The following is a 17,099-nucleotide window of genomic DNA, read 5'->3' on the forward strand; positions in this document are numbered from 1 at the left end:
GACGATCAGCGATGCCCCTCTGGACCTGCGAACAATGCGGCGCGCAATTTCCCGAAACCGCGGCGCCGCCGCCGGCTTGCCCGATCTGCGAAGACGAGCGGCAATATGTGAACTGGAAAGGGCAGACGTGGCTGACCCGCGAGGAGCTCGCGCAGCGGCATAGGCTGGTCTGGCGCGACGATCTCGGCCTCGTCGGACTGGCGCTCGAGCCGTCCTTTGCGATCGGGCAGCGCGCGCTGCTGGTGCCGGATCGCGGCGGCTGCGTGATGTGGGACTGCGTGCCGCTGGCCACGGCCGAGGCGATCGCGCATGTCAAATCGCTCGGCGGCCTGAAGGCGATCGCGATCTCGCATCCGCATTATTATGGCGCGGTCGCCGACTGGAGCGCGGCGTTCGGCGATGCGCCGGTCTATCTGCACGGCGACGACGCGCAATGGGTGACGCGGCCCTATCGGTCGATCGTGCCGTGGCAGGGCGACAGCCACCGCGTCTCCGACGATATTGTGCTGCTGCGCGCCGGCGGACATTTCGCCGGCGCCACCATGCTGCATTGGCGCAACGGCGCCGACGGGCGCGGTGCGCTGCTCACCGGCGATATCGCGATGGTCGCGATGGACCGCCGCTCGGTCAGCTTCATGTATTCCTATCCGAACTACATCCCGCTCAATGCGTCGGCGGTCCGCCGCATCGCGCGGGCGGTCGAACCGCTGGCGTATGATCGGATCTACGGCGCCTGGTGGGGCAAGAACATCGCTGCCGATGCCAAGGCGGCGTTCGACCGTTCGGTCGAGCGCTATATCGCCGCGATCTCGGACTGACGGTTCCCCGCGCTCGGCTTGCCAGCCGGCATGATCGCGCTATATCAGGGCTTTCCCGCCACCTGAGGTTTGTCCGAGTTTCCGCATGACCAGCACTGCCGCCGCCGAATCCCAGCCGTTCCAGGCCGAGGTTGCCGAATTGCTGCACCTGATGGTGCATTCGGTCTATTCCGAGACCGATATCTTCCTGCGCGAATTGATCTCGAACGCGTCGGATGCCTGCGACAAGCTGCGCTACGAGGCGATCGCCAATCCCGGCCTGATCACCGACGGCACGCCGCCGGAGATCCGGATCATCCCGAACAAGGCGGCCAACACGCTCTCCGTGGTCGATACCGGCATCGGCATGGAGCGGGCCGAGCTGATCGACAATCTCGGCACCATCGCGCGCTCCGGCACCAAATCGTTCCTGTCCAAGCTGACCGAAGCCAAGGACGGCGCCAATCTGATCGGCCAGTTCGGCGTCGGCTTCTATGCTGCGTTCATGGTCGCCGAGAAGATCGTCGTGACCAGCCGCCGCGCCGGCTCCGATGACGTGTGGGTGTGGTCGTCGGAAGGCGGCAGCGGGTTCGAGATCGCCCCCGCCAGCGAGGAAGCGGCCAAGCGGGTCGCGCGCGGCACCGAGATCGTGCTGCATCTGAAAAAGGACGCCGCCAAATATCTCGAGGCTTACGAGATCGAGCGCATCGTCCGCGAATATTCCGACAACATCCAGTTCCCGATCCTGCTGGTGCCGGAGGAGGGCGAGCTGCGCCAGATCAACTCGGCGAGCGCGCTGTGGCAGCGCTCGAAATCCGAGCTCAAGCCGGAAGACTATGCGCAGGCCTACAAGCAGATCGCGGGCGCCTTCGACGAGCCGGCGATGACGCTGCATTACCGCGCCGAGGGCCGGCAGTCCTATGCCGTGCTGCTGTTCGCGCCGTCGCAAAAGCCGTTCGACCTGTTCCAGGTCGAGCGCAAGGGCAAGGTCAAGCTCTATGTCCGCCGCGTCTTCATCGCCGATGATGCCGAGCTGCTGCCGGCCTACTTGCGCTTCATCCGCGGCGTGATCGACAGCGAGGACCTGCCGCTCAACATCTCGCGCGAGATGTTGCAGAACAATCCGCAGCTCGCGCAGATCCGCAAAGCGGTCACCGGTCGCGTCGTCGGCGAGCTCGAGACGCTCGGCGAAAAGGAGCCGGAGACGTTTGCAAAGATCTGGGACGCGTTCGGCCCGGTCATCAAGGAAGGCCTGTGGGAAGACTTCGAGCGCCGCGAGAAGCTCTTGGCGCTGGCTCGCTTCACCACGACCTCGGGCGAGAACCGCTCGCTGAAGCAAATTGTCGACGACTTCAAGCCGAACCAGACCGAGATCTACTATCTGGTCGGCGACAGCATCGAGCGGCTGAAGTCGAACCCGAAGCTGGAATCGGCGCGTGCCCGCGACATCGAAGTGCTGCTCCTGACCGATCCGGTCGATGCGTTCTGGACCTCGGCGCCGATCGATTTCGGCGGCAAGCCGCTGAAGTCGCTGAGCCAGGGCGATATCGATTTCGGCCTGATCCCGCTCGTCGACGACAAGGCCGATGAGAAAAAGGACCAGCCCGAGGCCGATGCCGCGACCACGATCGCGGTGATCAAGGATGCGCTCGGCGAGCGCGTATCCGATGTCCGCGCCTCGCAGCGGCTGACCGCGAGCGCATCGTGCCTCGTCGCCGGCGGCGACGCGCGCGACCGCGCGCTGGAGCGGCTGCTGGCCCAGCAGAATCGCGGCGCGATCACCAAGCCGGTGCTGGAGATCAACCTGCGCCATCCCTTGGTCGCGGCGCTCGCGACCGACACCGCGCAGGCCAGGGACCTGTCGCTGCTGCTGTTCGAGCAGGCGCAGATCCTCGACGGCGAGATGCCCGACGATCCCGCCGCGTTCGCCGGTCGTATCAACCAGCTCGTGCTGCGCGGATTGGCGAAGTAGGGGCAACCGTAGCCCGGATGGAGCGAAGCGCAATCCGGGTCGATCGGCAGATCGTGCGGCCCCGGATTGCGCTGCGCTCCATCCGGGCTACGCATCTGTGACAACGGCAAAGCTGATCGCGCGCCGCACTTCGGCGCTTGACAAGCGCTGCGGCTGTTGATGTTATGTTATAACATTACATCAAGCGAATGCCGCATGTCCCGCCGCCGTCCATCCCTCCAGCAACTGTTTGATCTCGATGCAAAAACTCCCCGTCACCATCTTGTCCGGCTTCCTCGGGGCTGGAAAGACCACTTTGCTGAACCACGTCCTGAACAACCGCCACGGCCTGAAGGTTGCGGTGATTGTGAACGACATGAGCGAGGTGAACATCGACGCCGACCTCGTGCGCGATGGCGGTGCGAACCTGTCGCGGACTGACGAGAAGCTGGTCGAGATGAGCAATGGCTGCATCTGCTGCACCCTGCGCGACGATCTCCTGAAGGAGGTGCGCGCGCTCGCCGAGAGCGGCCGCTTCGACTATCTGCTGATCGAATCGACCGGGATCTCCGAGCCGCTGCCGGTCGCCGCGACCTTCGAGTTTCGCGATCAAGACGGCGAGAGCCTGTCCGACGTCGCGCGGCTCGACACCATGGTCACGGTGGTCGACGCCGCCAATCTCTTGAAGGACTACGCCTCGACCGATTTCCTCAGCCAGCGCGGCGAGGCGCTCGACGGCGACCGGCGCACGCTGGTCGACCTTCTGGTCGAGCAGATCGAGTTCGCCGACGTTGTCGTGCTGAACAAGATCGACGCCGCGACGCCTGCGCAGCGCGAAGCTGCCCGCACCATCGTGCGCGCGCTCAATCCCGAGGCCGACCTCGTCGAAGCGAATTTTGCGCAAGTCCCGTTCGACCGCGTGCTCGATACCGGCCGCTTCGCCTATGAGCGCGCGCAGCAGCATCCGCTCTGGCACAAGGAGCTGTACGGCTTTGCCGAGCATGTGCCGGAGACGGAGCAATACGGCGTCACGAGCTTCGTCTATCGCGCGCGGCGCCCGTTCGATCCGGTGCGCTTCCACGGCTTCCTGCGCGAGAGCTGGGGCGGGGTGATCCGCGCCAAGGGCCATTTCTGGATCGCGACGCGCCCGGACTGGTGCGGCGAGCTGAGCCAGGCCGGCGCCATCGTCCGCACCGAAGGCCTCGGCTCCTGGTGGGCGGCGATTCCGCGCGAGCGCTGGCCGGATCATCCGGACTGGCAGCTCATGATGCAGCGAAGCTGGAACGAGCTCTATGGCGACCGCCGCCAGGAATTGGTCTTCATCGGCTCCGGGATGGACGAGGACGACATTCGCCGTCGTCTCGACGCCTGCCTCGTCACCGGCAAACCTGGCATGGACCCGCAGGCCTGGGCAGGATTGCGCGATCCGTTTCCGCCGTGGCGACGGGCCGGCGAGGCGGCGTGAGGTCGCCGCATCTCTCCATCTCCGTCATCCCCGCGCAAAGGCTTCGCCTTTGTCGCTGGAGGAGCGCGAAGCGCGTCTCGAAGGATGAATCGGCCCCGGATATCTTCACGGGGCACCGTCCGTTCGTGGCGGCAGTCGGGCCGTCGACCCTTCGAGACGCGCGCCAAGGCGCGCTCCTCAGGGAGACGGTGGAATGACTGAGGAAAACCCGGCCTCAAACTGCCGCGTATCTGATACAGAGTCTGCTCTGGGCAAGGAAACAACACGGCGTAGCGATGGCTGGCGGCAGCGAGATCTTCTACGGCGGCATTCCGGTGTTTCGCGGCTTCGCGCGGCTGATGGATCCGGCGCTGTATGCGCCATTGCCCGATGACTGGACGGTCGGCGTCGCCGATATTGTGGAGTCCACCAAGGCGATCGCGGCGCAGCGCTACAAGGCGGTCAACATGGCCGGTGCCGCGGTGGTCGCTTCCGTCACCAATGCGCTCGATGGCCGCGAATTCCCCTTCGTGTTCGGCGGTGATGGCGCAAGCTTTGCGGTCTCTCCTGCCGATCTCGACAGAGCGCGAGAGGCGCTGGCGGCGACCGCGCGCTGGGTTCGCGACGATCTCGATCTGGTGCTGCGGGTGGCGCTGGTGCCGGTGGCCGCGATCCGCGCCGCGGGCGCCGACGTCCGCGTCGCGCGGTTCGGGCCGTCGGCCAATCTGTCCTACGCGATGTTCTCCGGCGGCGGTCTCGCCTATGCCGACGCCGCGATGAAGCGCGGCGAGTTCGCGGTCGATCCGGCGCCGCCGGGCACGCAGCCCGATCTGTCGGGCCTGTCCTGCCGCTTCGAGGTGATGCCGTCCGCGCGCGGCGTCATCCTGTCGGTGCTGGTGCTGCCGGCGGAGGACGCCGATCCCGCAGCCTTCCGCAAGGTGATCGAGGACATCGTCGTCCGCATCGAGAGAAGCCCCGATGCCGGCCGGCCGGTGCCGCCGGGCGGCCCGCCGCTGCGCTGGCCGCCGCAGGGGATGGAGTACGAGGCGCGGGCGCGGCGCGGCGGCTCGCTCGCGCTGCGCCGTGCCACGGTGCTCGCGTTTACGCTGTGGGCCTACACGCTGATGCGCTTCAATATCCCGGTCGGCAAGTTCGTGCCGAAAAACTATGTGCGGCAACTGGTCGAGAACTCCGACTTCCGCAAATTCGATGACGGCCTGCGCATGATCCTGGATTGCACGCCGGAGCTTGCCGCCGAGCTCGAGCAGCGGCTGGTCGCCGCCGCCGCGCAGGGCGTGGTGCGCTACGGCCTGCACGAGCAGGATGCGGCGATGATGACCTGCTTCACCCCGTCGGTGATGCGTGCCGACCACGTCCACTTCATCGACGGCGCACGCGGCGGCTACGCCTCGGCCGCGACCGTGCTGAAGGCGCGCGCGGCGTAGATTCGCGGGAGAGGGGACGCAGTCGCTTTGCTGTCAGAGTTCGGTCAGGCACTACTTCCCGACCCGCGTCCAGGTCTCGCCGCCGCACAGCGCGCCGACGCAGCCTTCGACGCGCAGCGTGCTCTCGCCGGTCACCGAGATGCTGCTCGCATAGGTGCCGCCGTCGTCGGCATTGTAGATATGGCCCGACCATTTGCCCGCGGCCGCGGGCTGCATGCCGGAGAACAGCGGCAGCCCGATGATCGGCCGGTTGGCCAGCGAGGGATTGGGATTCTTGTTGTCGACCTGCGGCTTGCCGGTCATCGGATCGATCGGCTCGCGCAGGCTCACCACCACGCCGCAGATGCCGCCGCCGCATTTGCTGATCTTGACGCGGGCGTCGCCCGCCTGGGTCTGCCAGACGCCGACAGGCTCAGGCGCGCCCTGCGCCTGCGCGGCGGGCGCGGCGAGTGCCGTCGCGATGATGGCGATCACGAATCCGAGTTTGCAGGCCATGGCTGTTCCCTAGAGGTTGGCCTGCATAACAAGTCGAAAGATTTCTGCAATGTCATATTCGCGCGATCAGGCGCACGGTACCCGGAAAAATTTTGTTGCCTGTTTCGGCGGCGGTCATGCTCAGGCAACGCGCGTGGCGGTGCTTATCCCCAGCGGGTCAACCGGATCGAGATGATGGTGGCGAGACCGAATGCCACCATCGCAGCGCCAACCAGCGCAAACAGCGTCCAGGCCGGTGCGCTCACGGAGGCGAGCCACCAGCCGCCGAGGCCGACCAGCAGCAGGCGGATGGTGCCAGCCAGCACCGGTCCGCCGACCTTGGCCGCGCCCTGCGAGGAAAAATACAGGCAGACGCCGACGCCGAAGAAGCCGAAGGCTGGCCCTGCCAGCGCGAAATAGGACGAGGCGGCCGCAGTCACGCCGGGATCGGTGGTGAACAGCGCAATCCACAGCGTCGGCTTCACTGCGACCACAAGTCCGACCAGCCCGACGACAAGGCCGGCGACCGTGCCGGCAGTCCACGCCACCTTGCGGGCCCGCGTCACCAGTCCGGCGCCAATCGCCATGCCGACCATCGGCACCGAGGCGACGCCGACCGCGAATGCGATCGGGATCAGCAGGAATTCCAGCCGCGAGCCCATGCCATATCCGGCCAGCGTCTCGGTGCCGAAGCCGGCCAGGATCTTGGTGAAGATCAGGATGGTCAGCACGCTCTGCAACGGCGACAGACAGGAGATCGCGCCGACCTTCAAGATGTCCAGGAACATCGCGCGCTGGAAGCTGAACGCCGCGAAGTCGAGCTTCAGCCGGCTGCGGCCGGAGGCGAGATACCAGGCGAGGAAGATCGCGCCGCATGTGAAGGCCGTGAGCTGGCCCGCGGCGACGCCGCGCATGCCTAGGCCTGGCATACCGAACAGGCCGAGACCGAGCACACCGCCGACCGCGATCTGGATCAACGACGTCGTGATCAGCGTCATCGAGGGAATCCGCATGTCGCCGGTGCCGCGCACGACGGAGGCGAGCGTGTTGACCAGCCAGATCGAGATCGCGCCGGAGAACAGCACCTGCGAATAGTGCATCGACTGCTCGAGCACGCCGCCGCGGCCGCCGAGCAACGCATAGAAGTCGCGGCCGAAGCCCAGCATCATCACGGTGAAGAACAATCCGGCGCAGGCCCCGATGATCGCCGCATGCAGCGCCAGATCGGCGGCGCGGTCGCGGTCGCCGGCGCCCAGCGCGCGGCTGATCGCCGACGACACGCCGCCGCCCATCGCGCCGGCCGACATCATCTGCGTCAGCATCGCGAACGGAAACACCAGCGCGATGCCGGCCAGCGGCTCGGTGCCGAGCCGGCCGATATAGGAGGTTTCGGCGACCGCAACCAGCGTCGAACCGAACATCGCGATGGTGTTGGGGAGGGCGAGCCTGAGCAGCGTCGGCAGGATCGGCGCCGTGAGAAGGTCGTTGATCGGCGTGGCGGGCGCAGCCGCGGTGGGGTCGGCGTCCTCGATCGATGCTTCGATGGTCATGCGTTCACGGCTCACTTCGCAAGCGGGAAAGGGGCGCACTGCAATTCGACGCCGGTGGACCAGGCTCGTTCAAGAAATGATGGTCAACATGTTACGAGGTTGAGCTGCCCCTCGCCACCCGCGCTCGCGCAGGGGTCACCACGGCAGGCCGCATAGGTCGATCTTGCCCTGGCGCGGCGCGCGGACGATGTCGTTGACGAACGGCGCCATCGCCTCGAAGCGGACCTGTCCCGACGGCTGTTCGCACATGATCTCGCCGGTGAAGGGATGCCAGCCGCGCGCCTGGTAGAATGCGAAATTGTGCGGCTCGCAGAATAAGATTGCAAATTTCACCGCATCATTGGCACGTATTGTGTGCACGGCGGCGTCGAGCGCGAGAGACGCATAGCCGCGGCGTCGGCAGTCCTCGCGGGTCGAGACTCCGCCGATGCCGCCGACATGCACCTTGTGGCCATTCCAGGTGATGGTCCGGAAATAGATACCGACATGGCAGGCCAGCCCGCCGTCATCGGGTGCGTCGAGCAGCACGCGCAAATCCGCGTGAGCCCATTTGATACCGGCCCAGTCCTTGTTCGCCATGACCTCAGGGCTCCAGACCGCCCGAAGCAGCGGCTCGGCGCGCTGCCATGACGCAGCTCCGTTGAGAATGTCGATTTCGATGCTCATCGTCGCCGTCCTGGGTGTCGCCTTGGGTCTGCTTCGGGCTGTGCCGATCTGTCATACACGATCTGAAAATGCGGTGTTTCTCCGTCGTGGAACCTTCTATAAGGGGGGCCCGTTAAGTGTAGTCTCCCACCCTCTGTTGGACATTACCCCATGACCTTCACGCTACCCGATCTGCCCTACGCCCACGACGCCCTTGCGCCCTACATGTCCAAGGAAACGCTGGAGTTTCACCACGACAAGCATCACCAGGCCTACGTCACCAACGGCAACAACGCGATCAAGGGGACCGAATTCGAAGGCAAGTCCCTCGAGGAGATCGTGAAGGGCTCGTTCGGCAAGAACGCGGCCGTCTTCAACAATGCCGGTCAGCACTACAACCACATCCACTTCTGGAAGTGGATGAAACCGAATGGCGGCGGCAGCAAGCTGCCCGGCCGGCTGGAAAAGAAGATCAACGAGGACCTCGGCGGCTTCGAGAAGTTCAAGGCCGACTTCGCCGCCGCCGGCGTCGGCCAGTTCGGCTCCGGCTGGGCCTGGCTGCAAGTCAAGGGCGGCAAGCTCGAGATCGCCAAGACCCCGAACGGCGAGAACCCGCTGGTTCACGGCGCGGTGCCGATCCTCGGCGTCGACGTCTGGGAGCACTCCTACTACATCGACTACCGCAACCGCCGCCCGGACTATCTGAAGGCGTTCGTCGACAGCCTCGTCAACTGGGACTACGTCGACGAGCTGTTCGGCAAGGCCGGTTGAGCATAGTGGCCGTCATTCCGGGGCGACGCGCAGCGTCGAGCCCGGAATCCATCGAGCCGCGGGTTCGGTGGATGAATGGATTCCGGGTTCGGTCCTGCGGACCGCCCCGGAATGACAAACGAGAGTTTTTGAGACGGGCGGCAGCATCAATTGCCGCCCTTTTTGTTTACTTGCGACAACGGCCGCCATGCGGCACAAAGCCCGCATGGGGCAACTGGCAAGCTATCTCCTCGTCTTCTTCGGCGGCGGTCTCGGCGCGACGCTGCGCCACCTGATCAACGTCACCTGCGCGCGCTGCATCGGCACCGCGTTTCCCTACGGTACCTTCATCATCAACATCACGGGCTCGACCGTGATGGGCCTGATCGCCGGCTATCTCGCCTTCAAGGGCGAAGCCTCGCAGCCCTGGCGGCTGTTTTTGATGACCGGCATCCTCGGCGGCTACACCACCTTCTCCGCGTTCTCGCTCGACGCCGCGCTGCTCTACGAGCGCGGCGAGCTCGGCCTTGCCGCGCTGTACGTCGTGGGCTCGGTGGCGTTGTCGATCGCGGGATTGTTCGCCGGGCTCGCGATCGTGCGGCATCTGACGTGAGTCGAAAATCCTTCACCCGTCATTCGGGGGCGCGCCCCTTCGCGAACCCGGAATCCATTTCTCCTCACTTGATGTGGCTCAATGGATTCCGGGTTCTCGCTTCGCGAGCCCCGGAATGACGGGGATGGAGGGGGCGGCCCATACATCTGATTTGCCCGACGGCGCAAGCCCCCGCAGCGAAAATATTTCGCTTTATCCGAAGCGCAACTCAGTGCTATAAATCCGAAGTCTCGCCCGATCGAGGGGCGCTTCGCGGTCGTCACGAACGCGGGTCGAGATGCGGTGGACGCCGATTGCGCAACTGACGAGTGCGCATGGCGCGGACGGCGAAATCGTGCAGGCCTGACGCCCTAGCGGTAGGTGTCTCTTCCGATTGCGCAAATGCGCGTTGTGAAGACGGTGACAAACAAGCCCAGTCTCGCCGGGGAGAGCACGTATAAGCCGTAACCCATCGCGCAGGGAAAGCCGGATTGCTCCGGTTACACCTGTGGTCCTACCCCCGTGCTTTCTACCTATTGCACGGGGCCCATGGGTGCGATCGGCACCCGGCTTTCCCTGCGCCCTCACCAACGGAGAGGGCGGAACGAGAAGCAAGACTCGGACAAATCATGTCGCGAGAATGCAAAACTGCGTCCTCATCTACAACTGTCATCGCCCGGCTCGCCGCCTCCGCTAAAGCTTCGGCGCGCCACGGACTGCTTGCCTCGTCGAAGCCTTGGCGTAGACGGGACCGGGCGATCCAGTACGCCGCGGCCTCTCGGCTCAAGCACCGCCGTCTCTGGGATACTGGATCACCCGCTTTCGCGGGTGATGACACCGCGCAGTGCGGCAACTTGAAACGCGCCCGATCCTCATGTCGCCCGGTGCAGGCCAGGATGGACCCGGTCTCCGGGCGGGAGTCGTTCATCTTCGGAACCCGCCAACCGGCTCCGCCGGCGGCATTTCCAGCCTTCAAATTTCCCTTTGGTAACCTCGCCTTAACCATGATTAGCGTTTGGTTAGGGTCGGAATGCCGCGTGAAAAGCCCTCGTTTTGACATGTTGGCAGGGGAAGCAGGGCCCGGCTTTGGACGGGCCCCCCATGCGACAGATGTAAGAGGCTCTCGCGCAGTTTTGCCGCGCCGGGCGCGCGGCCGTGGAAGGGGTGCCGATTGGCGGCTCGCCGAATTGGGACACTTGCGTTGAGAGGATATTGCCGATGAATCCCGCCGACGTGGCTCAATCTAGTCTGCCACTGGCATCGAGCGATGTGTCGCTCATCGCGTTGTTTTGGCAGGCTCATTGGGTCGTCAAATGCGTGATGCTGGGACTTCTGTCCTGCTCGGTCTGGGTCTGGGCGATCGCGATCGACAAGGTCCTGCTGTACGCCCGCACCAAGCGGGCAATGGACAAGTTCGAGCAGGCCTTCTGGTCCGGCCAGTCGATCGAGGAACTCTACCGGGCGCTCTCGGCTAAGCCGACCCAGTCGATGGCGGCCTGTTTCGTGGCGGCGATGCGGGAGTGGAAGCGCTCCTTCGAGAGCCAATCGAGGTCCTTTGCCGGCCTGCAGGCCCGAATCGAGAAGGTCATGAACGTCTCGATCGCCCGGGAGGTGGAGCGGCTGGAACGCCGGCTCCTGGTGCTGGCGACTGTCGGCTCGGCCGGCCCCTTTGTCGGCCTGTTCGGCACCGTCTGGGGCATCATGTCGAGCTTCCAGTCGATCGCGGCCTCGAAAAACACTTCCTTGGCGGTGGTGGCGCCCGGCATCGCGGAAGCGCTGTTTGCCACCGCAATCGGCCTGATTGCCGCAATTCCGGCGACTATTTTCTACAATAAGTTCACCTCGGAAGTGAACCGGCAGGCCGCGCGCCTGGAGGGGTTCGCCGACGAGTTCTCCGCCATCCTGTCGCGTCAGATCGACGAGAGAGGCTGAGTTAGATGATGGTCACTGTTGTGAGCGCACGATCATGGCGATGAGCATGGCAGGGTCCGGCGGTGGTGGCAGACGCCGCCGCGGGCGCAAGCCGGTCATGGCCGAGATCAACGTCACGCCGATGGTCGACGTGATGCTGGTGCTCTTGATCATCTTCATGGTCGCGGCGCCGCTGATGACGTCGAACATCGACATCGACCTGCCGGTCGCGAGCGGCGGCAAGTCGATCTCGTCGAACCAGCCCCCGCTGACATTGTCGGTCAAGCGCACCGGCGGCGGCTGCAACTCGAATGTCGAGCTCTATCTGGGCGACGCGCCGGTCACGGCCGCCGATTTCCCGGCCAAGATCAAGGCGATCGGCGACGCACGGTCGGATGCCGAAAAAGTGGTCTACCTGCGTGGCGACAAGGACGTCTGTTACACGGATATGATGAAATTGCTCGGCGAGGTCCGGGCCGCGGGATTCAAGGCGAATATCGTCATCATCCCGGAGGGTGGCTAACAACCATGTGCGGCAAGAGGCACGGGGAAGCCTGATTTGAAGGTCAAGGTCGACAAGACTCTGGCGGCATCGATTGTCCTGCACGTCCTCGTGATCGGGTGGGGCCTCGTGTCGTTTTCGACCCGGGCGTATGTGATGCCGGAAGAGGAATCGGTCGCCGTCGACGTGATCTCCTCCGACCAGCTCTCGCATGTGATGTCCGGCCAGAAGGACGGCAAGAAGGAAAATCCCAAGCCGCTGGTCGACAAGGTCGCCGAGGCCAAGCCGGTCGACGACATGGTCGGCAAGGTCGAGGAAAAGAAGCCGCCGGTCGTGACCGAAACCGCGCCGCAGCCGACACCGAAGGTGGAGAAGCCGGAAGACAAGAAGCCGGATCCGCCGAAGAAGGTCGAGAACAAGCCGAAGGAAGAGCCGAAGCCGGTCGAGAAGAAGCCCGATCCGGAGAAGCCCGACCCGATCGCGGAAGCGATCAAGAAGGAAGAGAAGAAGCCGCCGCCGAAGCCGGTTCAGCAGGCCGCCAAGCCGCCGCCGGAGCAGAAGCCGAAGGATCGCGTGTTCGACCAGAGCAAGATCGCAGCGCTGCTCGACAAGCGCGACCCGACGCGCGCCGCGGCGACCGGCGATGCGCTCAATGCCAACGCCGCGCTCGGCACGGCGAAGGGCAAGGCTGCGGACAACTCCGCGACCTGGGGCGCAATGTTCCGGCAGCAGGTCGAACGGTGCTGGAAGAACAAGCCCTACGGCAGCATCGAGGAGCAGCGGACCCAGGTGGTGATCGACGTCGATCTGAAGCGCGACGGCACGCTGGCGCGCATGCCGGTCGCGGAAGGCTCGCCGAGCACGCCCTACATGCGCGTCTATCAGGAGAGCGCCTTGCGCGCGATCATCGCATGCCAGCCCTACAACCTGCCCGCGGGCTGGTTCGACGAATGGAAGGCATTCGCACCGGTGTTCAAAGAGAATAATACCTGAGATCAGACGCGACGCTTTGGCCAATAGCAGACAAAGTCCACCGACAATGACCGATAACAATGATTTGCGTGCAATGATGTTTCGCCTCGATCGACGACAGATGATTTCCGGCATGGCCGCGCTTGGTGCGCTCGCGGCGGCGCCGCTCCGTCAAGCCTTCGGACAGGAAGGCGGGCGCAAACAGATTCCGGTCCCGGGCGGCGAGTTCGCGCCGGTGCCGATCGCGATCCCGAATTTTTCGGCCGGCACGCCCGGCGACACCGAAGTCGGCGTCGGCGTCGCGCAGGTCATCACCAACAATCTGAAGCGCAGCGGCTTGTTCGCGCCGATCGATCAGTCGGCCTATCTCGAGAAGCAGGTCAACATCGACGCGCCGCCGAACCTGAACAACTGGGCCAGCATCAAGGCGCAGGCGCTCGTGGTCGGGCGCATGACCCGGCAGGGCAACGGCCGGGTCAAAGCGGAGTTCCGGCTCTGGGACGTCGGCACGGGGCAGCAGCTCGCCGGCCAGTCCTACGACACCTCGGCCGAATACTGGCGGCGCATCGCCCACATCATCTCCGACCAGATCTACGAGCGCATGACCGGCGAGAAGGGTTATTTCGATACCCGCGTCGTGTTCGTCGACGAGAGCGGCTCGGCGGACCGCCGCGTCAAGCGGCTGGCGCTGATGGACCAGGACGGCGCCAATGTGCGCTATCTGACCCGCGGCTCGGATCTCGTGCTGACGCCGCGCTTCTCGCCGTCGACCCAGGAAATCACCTATATGGAGTTCGGGCAGGGCGACCCGCGCGTCTATCTGCTCAACATCGAGACCGGCCAGCGCGAGATCGTCGGCAACTTCCCCGGCATGTCGTTCTCGCCGCGCTTCTCGCCCGATGGCCAGCGCGTCATCATGAGCCTGCAGCAGGGCGGCAACTCCAATCTGTTCGTGATGGATCTGCGCTCGAAGTCGATGACGCGGCTGACCGATACGCCGGCGATCGACACCTCGCCGTCCTACGCGCCCGACGGCACGCGGCTCTGCTTCGAATCCGACCGCGGCGGCAAGCCGCAGATCTACGTGATGCCGGCAACCGGCGGCGCCGCGCAGCGCATCTCGTTCGGCGACGGCACCTATTCGACCCCGGTATGGTCGCCGCGCGGCGACTACATCGCGTTCACCAAGCAGGGCGGCGGGCAGTTTGCGATCGGCATCATGAAGCCGGACGGCTCCGGCGAGCGCATCCTGACCTCGGGCTTCCACAATGAAGGCCCGACCTTTGCACCGAACGGGCGCGTCGTGATGTTCTTCCGCGATCCCGGCGGCAACAGCGGCCCGTCGCTGTTCACCATCGACGTCTCCGGGCGCAACGAATTGCGGGTGCCGACCCCGGGATTCGCCTCCGACCCGGCCTGGTCGCCGCTGTTGTCGTGAGTCATGCAGGGCTGCCCCGAGGAACCTTTGGGCGACCGGCAGTTCTTACCTAGCGCATTGTTTCTTATTGTGAATCCCGGTAGCCGATCGGCTACGGCAACGACTCGCTAACGATGTTCCCTCAGAAAGACTTCACCTGCCATCGGTAAGAGTGCGAGCTGAAAAGGACGCGCGCTCTCACAATGCAGTTTGCAAGTCAGACGGGAGACCCGGACCAGTCAATGTCGCCGACGATCTCCGCGGCGCTGGTCGATTCCCTGTTCATGAACCCCGCGCCCATGATCTTCGGCGCCTTCGGCCCCGCCATTGCGGGCGCCGTGATTGCGTTCGTCACCGGCAATCTGTTGTCCTGGCTGTGCGTGCCGCTGTTCATCGTGGTGGGCCTGGCGCGCGCGTGGCAGATGTACCGCTACCAGCAGCGCAATTCCCGGCTCACCGTCGAGGAGTCCGTGACCTGGGAGAAGCGCTACCGGATCGGCAGCCTCGCCTACGGCATTGCGCTCGGCCTGTGGGGCGCCGCCGTCCTGGTCACGACCAACGATGCCGCAGCCCACATGCTCTGCGTGACCACGGTGGTCGCCTATACCTCGGCGGGGGTCGGTCGCACCTTCGGCCGGCCGCAGATCTTCCATCTGCATCTGTTGATGTCGATCGGTCCCCTGATCGCCGGGCTGATGTATGTCGGCGGTCCCTATCACATCGCGCTTGCGCTGCTCAGCCTGGTGTTCTTCAGCGCCATCCGCCACCTCACCACGAGCCTGCAGCGCATCTACGTCAATGCCTGGATCGCCAAGGAGCGGGAGGCGGCGCTGGCGGGCCAGTTCGACACCGCGCTCAACAACATGCCGCACGGTCTGTGCATGTTCTCGGCCGACGGACGCCTTGCGGTGATGAACCACCGCTTCATCGAGATGATGGAGCTGTCGGAGGACTTCGTGCAGCGCGGCGCCAGCGCGACCGATATCTGCAATGCCTGCGTGCTGTCCGGCGCGATCTCGGCCGCCGCCGCGCACCAGATCCTCTACGAGATCGAGAGTTCGCAGCGCGGCGACATCGTCACCAGCGACCCCGATCCGGCGCAGAACCGGTCGCTCGACTGGACGTTCCAGCCGATGGCCGGCGGCGGCACGGTGGTGCTGGTCGAGGATATCACCGAGCGCAAGGACGCCGAGGCCCGGATCAGCCATCTCGCGCGCTACGACGAGCTCACCGCGCTGCCCAACCGCGTCAATTTCCGCGACGAGATCGGCCGGCTGCTCGCCATGCAGCACGGCGAGCATCGCTCCGCATTGCTGTTCGTCGATCTCGACCAGTTCAAGCAGGTCAACGACACGCTCGGCCATCCCTGCGGCGACCAGTTGCTTTGCGCGGTCGCCGAACGGCTGCGCGAGATGCTGCGGCCGGAGGATTTCGTGGCACGGTTCGGCGGCGACGAGTTCGTCGTGTTCCAGCAGAACATCCACTCGCATGAGGACGCCGCCGCGCTGGCGCGGCGCATCGTCGACCGGCTCAGCGAGCGCTACAAGATCGACAACCATCTGGTCGAGATCGGCGCCAGCGTCGGCATCGCGATGACGGCGCCTGGGGTCGGCGCCGACACGCTGTTGAAGAACGCCGACATGGCGCTCTACCGCGCCAAGGCCGACGGCCGCGGCACCTTCTGCTTCTTCCGCGACGAGATGGCGCAAACCGTCGAGGCCCGCCGCATCCTCGAGCTCGACCTGCGCAAGGCGCTGGCCAACGAGGAATTCGAGCTGTTCTACCAACCGCTGATCAACCTGAAGTCCGGCAAGGTCTCGACCTGCGAGGCGCTGCTGCGCTGGAACCACCCGGCGCGCGGCACGGTCTCTCCGGTCGACATCATTCCGGTCGCCGAGGACATGGGCCTGATCGTCGATCTCGGCCGCTGGATCCTGCGCAAGGCCTGCATGGAATGCATGAAGTGGCCCGAGGCGGTCAGCGTCGCGGTCAACTTCTCGCCGCAGCAGTTCCATCAGCGCGACGTGCTGAGCGAGGTTCGCTACGCGCTCGAGGTTTCCGGCCTGCCGGCGCACCGGCTCGAGATCGAGATCACCGAATCCTCGCTGCTGCACAACACCGAGCTGACCCACGATGTCCTCTCGCAGCTGCGCTCGCTCGGCGTGCGGATCTCGCTGGACGATTTCGGCACCGGCTATTCGTCGCTCAGCTACCTGCACAATTTCCCGCTGCAGAAGGTCAAGATCGACCGCTCCTTCCTCGAAGGCATCGACAGCGATCGCCCGCTGACCCTGCTGCGCGGGGTGGCGCGGCTGTCGGCCGATCTCGGCATGTCGGTCGTGGTCGAGGGCATCGAGACCAACGAGCAGCTCGAGCTGATCAGCGCCGACGGCGCGGTGACCGAAGCACAGGGATACCTGTTCAGCCGGCCGGTTCCTGCGGTCCGCATCCGCCAGCTGCTCAATGCCTCGCACGGCCGGCGGGCCGACGAGCAGCTGCATGTGGTTCCCTCGCGCTCGATCGCTTGATCCAGCGCAATAACTCAATCGATAGTTGTGGCGACTCTCTACTGCACGAGATGAAGTGCACTGTTGCGGTCAGAGGTTAACCGTATTGCTGCGATTGCTTTGACGAAAATTAAGAAGCTGT

Annotated in this window: 14 protein-coding genes; 11 read left to right on the forward strand and 3 right to left on the reverse strand. The window is 65.1% G+C overall.

The features are described from left to right. Positions 1–11: 11 nt before the first annotated feature. The 4 genes from ACVMB0_RS13610 to ACVMB0_RS13625 all read left to right on the forward strand — a co-directional run bounded on the left by ACVMB0_RS13610 (position 12) and on the right by ACVMB0_RS13625 (position 5,637). Positions 12–818, forward strand: coding sequence for an MBL fold metallo-hydrolase (locus ACVMB0_RS13610; protein WP_461346581.1), 807 nt, complete (start codon positions 12–14; stop codon positions 816–818). 85 nt (positions 819–903) lie between these two features. Further along, positions 904–2,769: a molecular chaperone HtpG gene (htpG, locus tag ACVMB0_RS13615; RefSeq protein ID WP_461346582.1), complete on the forward strand. Its 1,866-nt coding sequence runs from the start codon at positions 904–906 to the stop codon at positions 2,767–2,769. 238 nt (positions 2,770–3,007) lie between these two features. Continuing rightward, a complete protein-coding gene (gene zigA / locus ACVMB0_RS13620) occupies positions 3,008–4,213 on the forward strand; it encodes a zinc metallochaperone GTPase ZigA (protein WP_461346583.1) in 1,206 nt (401 codons plus the stop codon). Positions 4,214–4,488: 275 nt separating this feature from the next. After that, positions 4,489–5,637 (forward strand): DUF3095 domain-containing protein, encoded by a 1,149-nt coding sequence (locus ACVMB0_RS13625; protein ID WP_461346584.1) that lies wholly within the window; start codon positions 4,489–4,491, stop codon positions 5,635–5,637. Between the two features lie 51 nt (positions 5,638–5,688). Here the strand turns inward: ACVMB0_RS13625 and ACVMB0_RS13630 are convergent, their stop codons facing one another. From ACVMB0_RS13630 to ACVMB0_RS13640, 3 genes are all read right to left on the reverse strand, one after another. After that, on the reverse strand, positions 5,689–6,132 hold the full coding sequence (locus ACVMB0_RS13630; protein WP_456750337.1) for a DUF2147 domain-containing protein: 444 nt from the start codon (positions 6,130–6,132) through the stop codon (positions 5,689–5,691). Positions 6,133–6,275: 143 nt separating this feature from the next. Further along, a complete protein-coding gene (locus tag ACVMB0_RS13635; RefSeq protein ID WP_461346585.1) occupies positions 6,276–7,661 on the reverse strand; it encodes an MATE family efflux transporter in 1,386 nt (461 codons plus the stop codon). A 135-nt stretch (positions 7,662–7,796) separates the two neighbouring features. Beyond that, positions 7,797–8,327, reverse strand: a complete 531-nt coding sequence (locus ACVMB0_RS13640; protein WP_461346586.1) for a GNAT family N-acetyltransferase — start codon at positions 8,325–8,327, stop codon at positions 7,797–7,799. Between the two features lie 150 nt (positions 8,328–8,477). Between ACVMB0_RS13640 and ACVMB0_RS13645 the strand changes: the two genes are divergently transcribed. From ACVMB0_RS13645 to ACVMB0_RS13675, 7 genes are all read left to right on the forward strand, one after another. Further along, positions 8,478–9,077: a superoxide dismutase gene (locus tag ACVMB0_RS13645; RefSeq protein WP_163152911.1), complete on the forward strand. Its 600-nt coding sequence runs from the start codon at positions 8,478–8,480 to the stop codon at positions 9,075–9,077. Between the two features lie 205 nt (positions 9,078–9,282). Further along, complete coding sequence (crcB, locus tag ACVMB0_RS13650; RefSeq protein WP_456756304.1) at positions 9,283–9,669, forward strand: fluoride efflux transporter CrcB; 387 nt, start codon at positions 9,283–9,285, stop codon at positions 9,667–9,669. A 1,197-nt stretch (positions 9,670–10,866) separates the two neighbouring features. After that, positions 10,867–11,580, forward strand: a complete 714-nt coding sequence (tolQ, locus tag ACVMB0_RS13655; protein ID WP_456750334.1) for a protein TolQ — start codon at positions 10,867–10,869, stop codon at positions 11,578–11,580. Between the two features lie 34 nt (positions 11,581–11,614). Continuing rightward, the gene (locus tag ACVMB0_RS13660) at positions 11,615–12,082 is read left to right on the forward strand and encodes a biopolymer transporter ExbD (protein ID WP_028340645.1); all 468 of its coding nucleotides are present in this window, start codon (positions 11,615–11,617) and stop codon (positions 12,080–12,082) included. 36 nt (positions 12,083–12,118) lie between these two features. Next, positions 12,119–13,054 (forward strand): cell envelope integrity TolA family protein, encoded by a 936-nt coding sequence (locus ACVMB0_RS13665; protein ID WP_456750333.1) that lies wholly within the window; start codon positions 12,119–12,121, stop codon positions 13,052–13,054. 73 nt (positions 13,055–13,127) lie between these two features. After that, entirely contained in the window at positions 13,128–14,471 is a 1,344-nt protein-coding gene (gene tolB, locus ACVMB0_RS13670) for a Tol-Pal system beta propeller repeat protein TolB (protein WP_456750332.1), read from the forward strand. Between the two features lie 182 nt (positions 14,472–14,653). Further along, on the forward strand, positions 14,654–16,978 hold the full coding sequence (locus ACVMB0_RS13675) for an EAL domain-containing protein (protein ID WP_461346587.1): 2,325 nt from the start codon (positions 14,654–14,656) through the stop codon (positions 16,976–16,978). Positions 16,979–17,099 lie beyond the last annotated feature (121 nt).

Source organism: Bradyrhizobium sp. USDA 4451 (assembly GCF_054822585.1).

What these genes read in the sequence shown, in the direction of transcription:
- ACVMB0_RS13610 (WP_461346581.1), top strand. Translation starts at nt 12, where the DNA reads ATGCCCCTCTGGACCTGCGAACAATGCGGCGCGCAATTTCCCGAAACC.
- htpG (WP_461346582.1), top strand. Translation starts at nt 904, where the DNA reads ATGACCAGCACTGCCGCCGCCGAATCCCAGCCGTTCCAGGCCGAGGTT.
- zigA (WP_461346583.1), top strand. Translation starts at nt 3,008, where the DNA reads ATGCAAAAACTCCCCGTCACCATCTTGTCCGGCTTCCTCGGGGCTGGA.
- ACVMB0_RS13625 (WP_461346584.1), top strand. Translation starts at nt 4,489, where the DNA reads ATGGCTGGCGGCAGCGAGATCTTCTACGGCGGCATTCCGGTGTTTCGC.
- ACVMB0_RS13630 (WP_456750337.1), bottom strand. Translation starts at nt 6,132, where the DNA reads ATGGCCTGCAAACTCGGATTCGTGATCGCCATCATCGCGACGGCACTC.
- ACVMB0_RS13635 (WP_461346585.1), bottom strand. Translation starts at nt 7,661, where the DNA reads ATGACCATCGAAGCATCGATCGAGGACGCCGACCCCACCGCGGCTGCG.
- ACVMB0_RS13640 (WP_461346586.1), bottom strand. Translation starts at nt 8,327, where the DNA reads ATGAGCATCGAAATCGACATTCTCAACGGAGCTGCGTCATGGCAGCGC.
- ACVMB0_RS13645 (WP_163152911.1), top strand. Translation starts at nt 8,478, where the DNA reads ATGACCTTCACGCTACCCGATCTGCCCTACGCCCACGACGCCCTTGCG.
- crcB (WP_456756304.1), top strand. Translation starts at nt 9,283, where the DNA reads ATGGGGCAACTGGCAAGCTATCTCCTCGTCTTCTTCGGCGGCGGTCTC.
- tolQ (WP_456750334.1), top strand. Translation starts at nt 10,867, where the DNA reads ATGAATCCCGCCGACGTGGCTCAATCTAGTCTGCCACTGGCATCGAGC.
- ACVMB0_RS13660 (WP_028340645.1), top strand. Translation starts at nt 11,615, where the DNA reads ATGGCGATGAGCATGGCAGGGTCCGGCGGTGGTGGCAGACGCCGCCGC.
- tolB (WP_456750332.1), top strand. Translation starts at nt 13,128, where the DNA reads ATGATGTTTCGCCTCGATCGACGACAGATGATTTCCGGCATGGCCGCG.
- ACVMB0_RS13675 (WP_461346587.1), top strand. Translation starts at nt 14,654, where the DNA reads ATGCAGTTTGCAAGTCAGACGGGAGACCCGGACCAGTCAATGTCGCCG.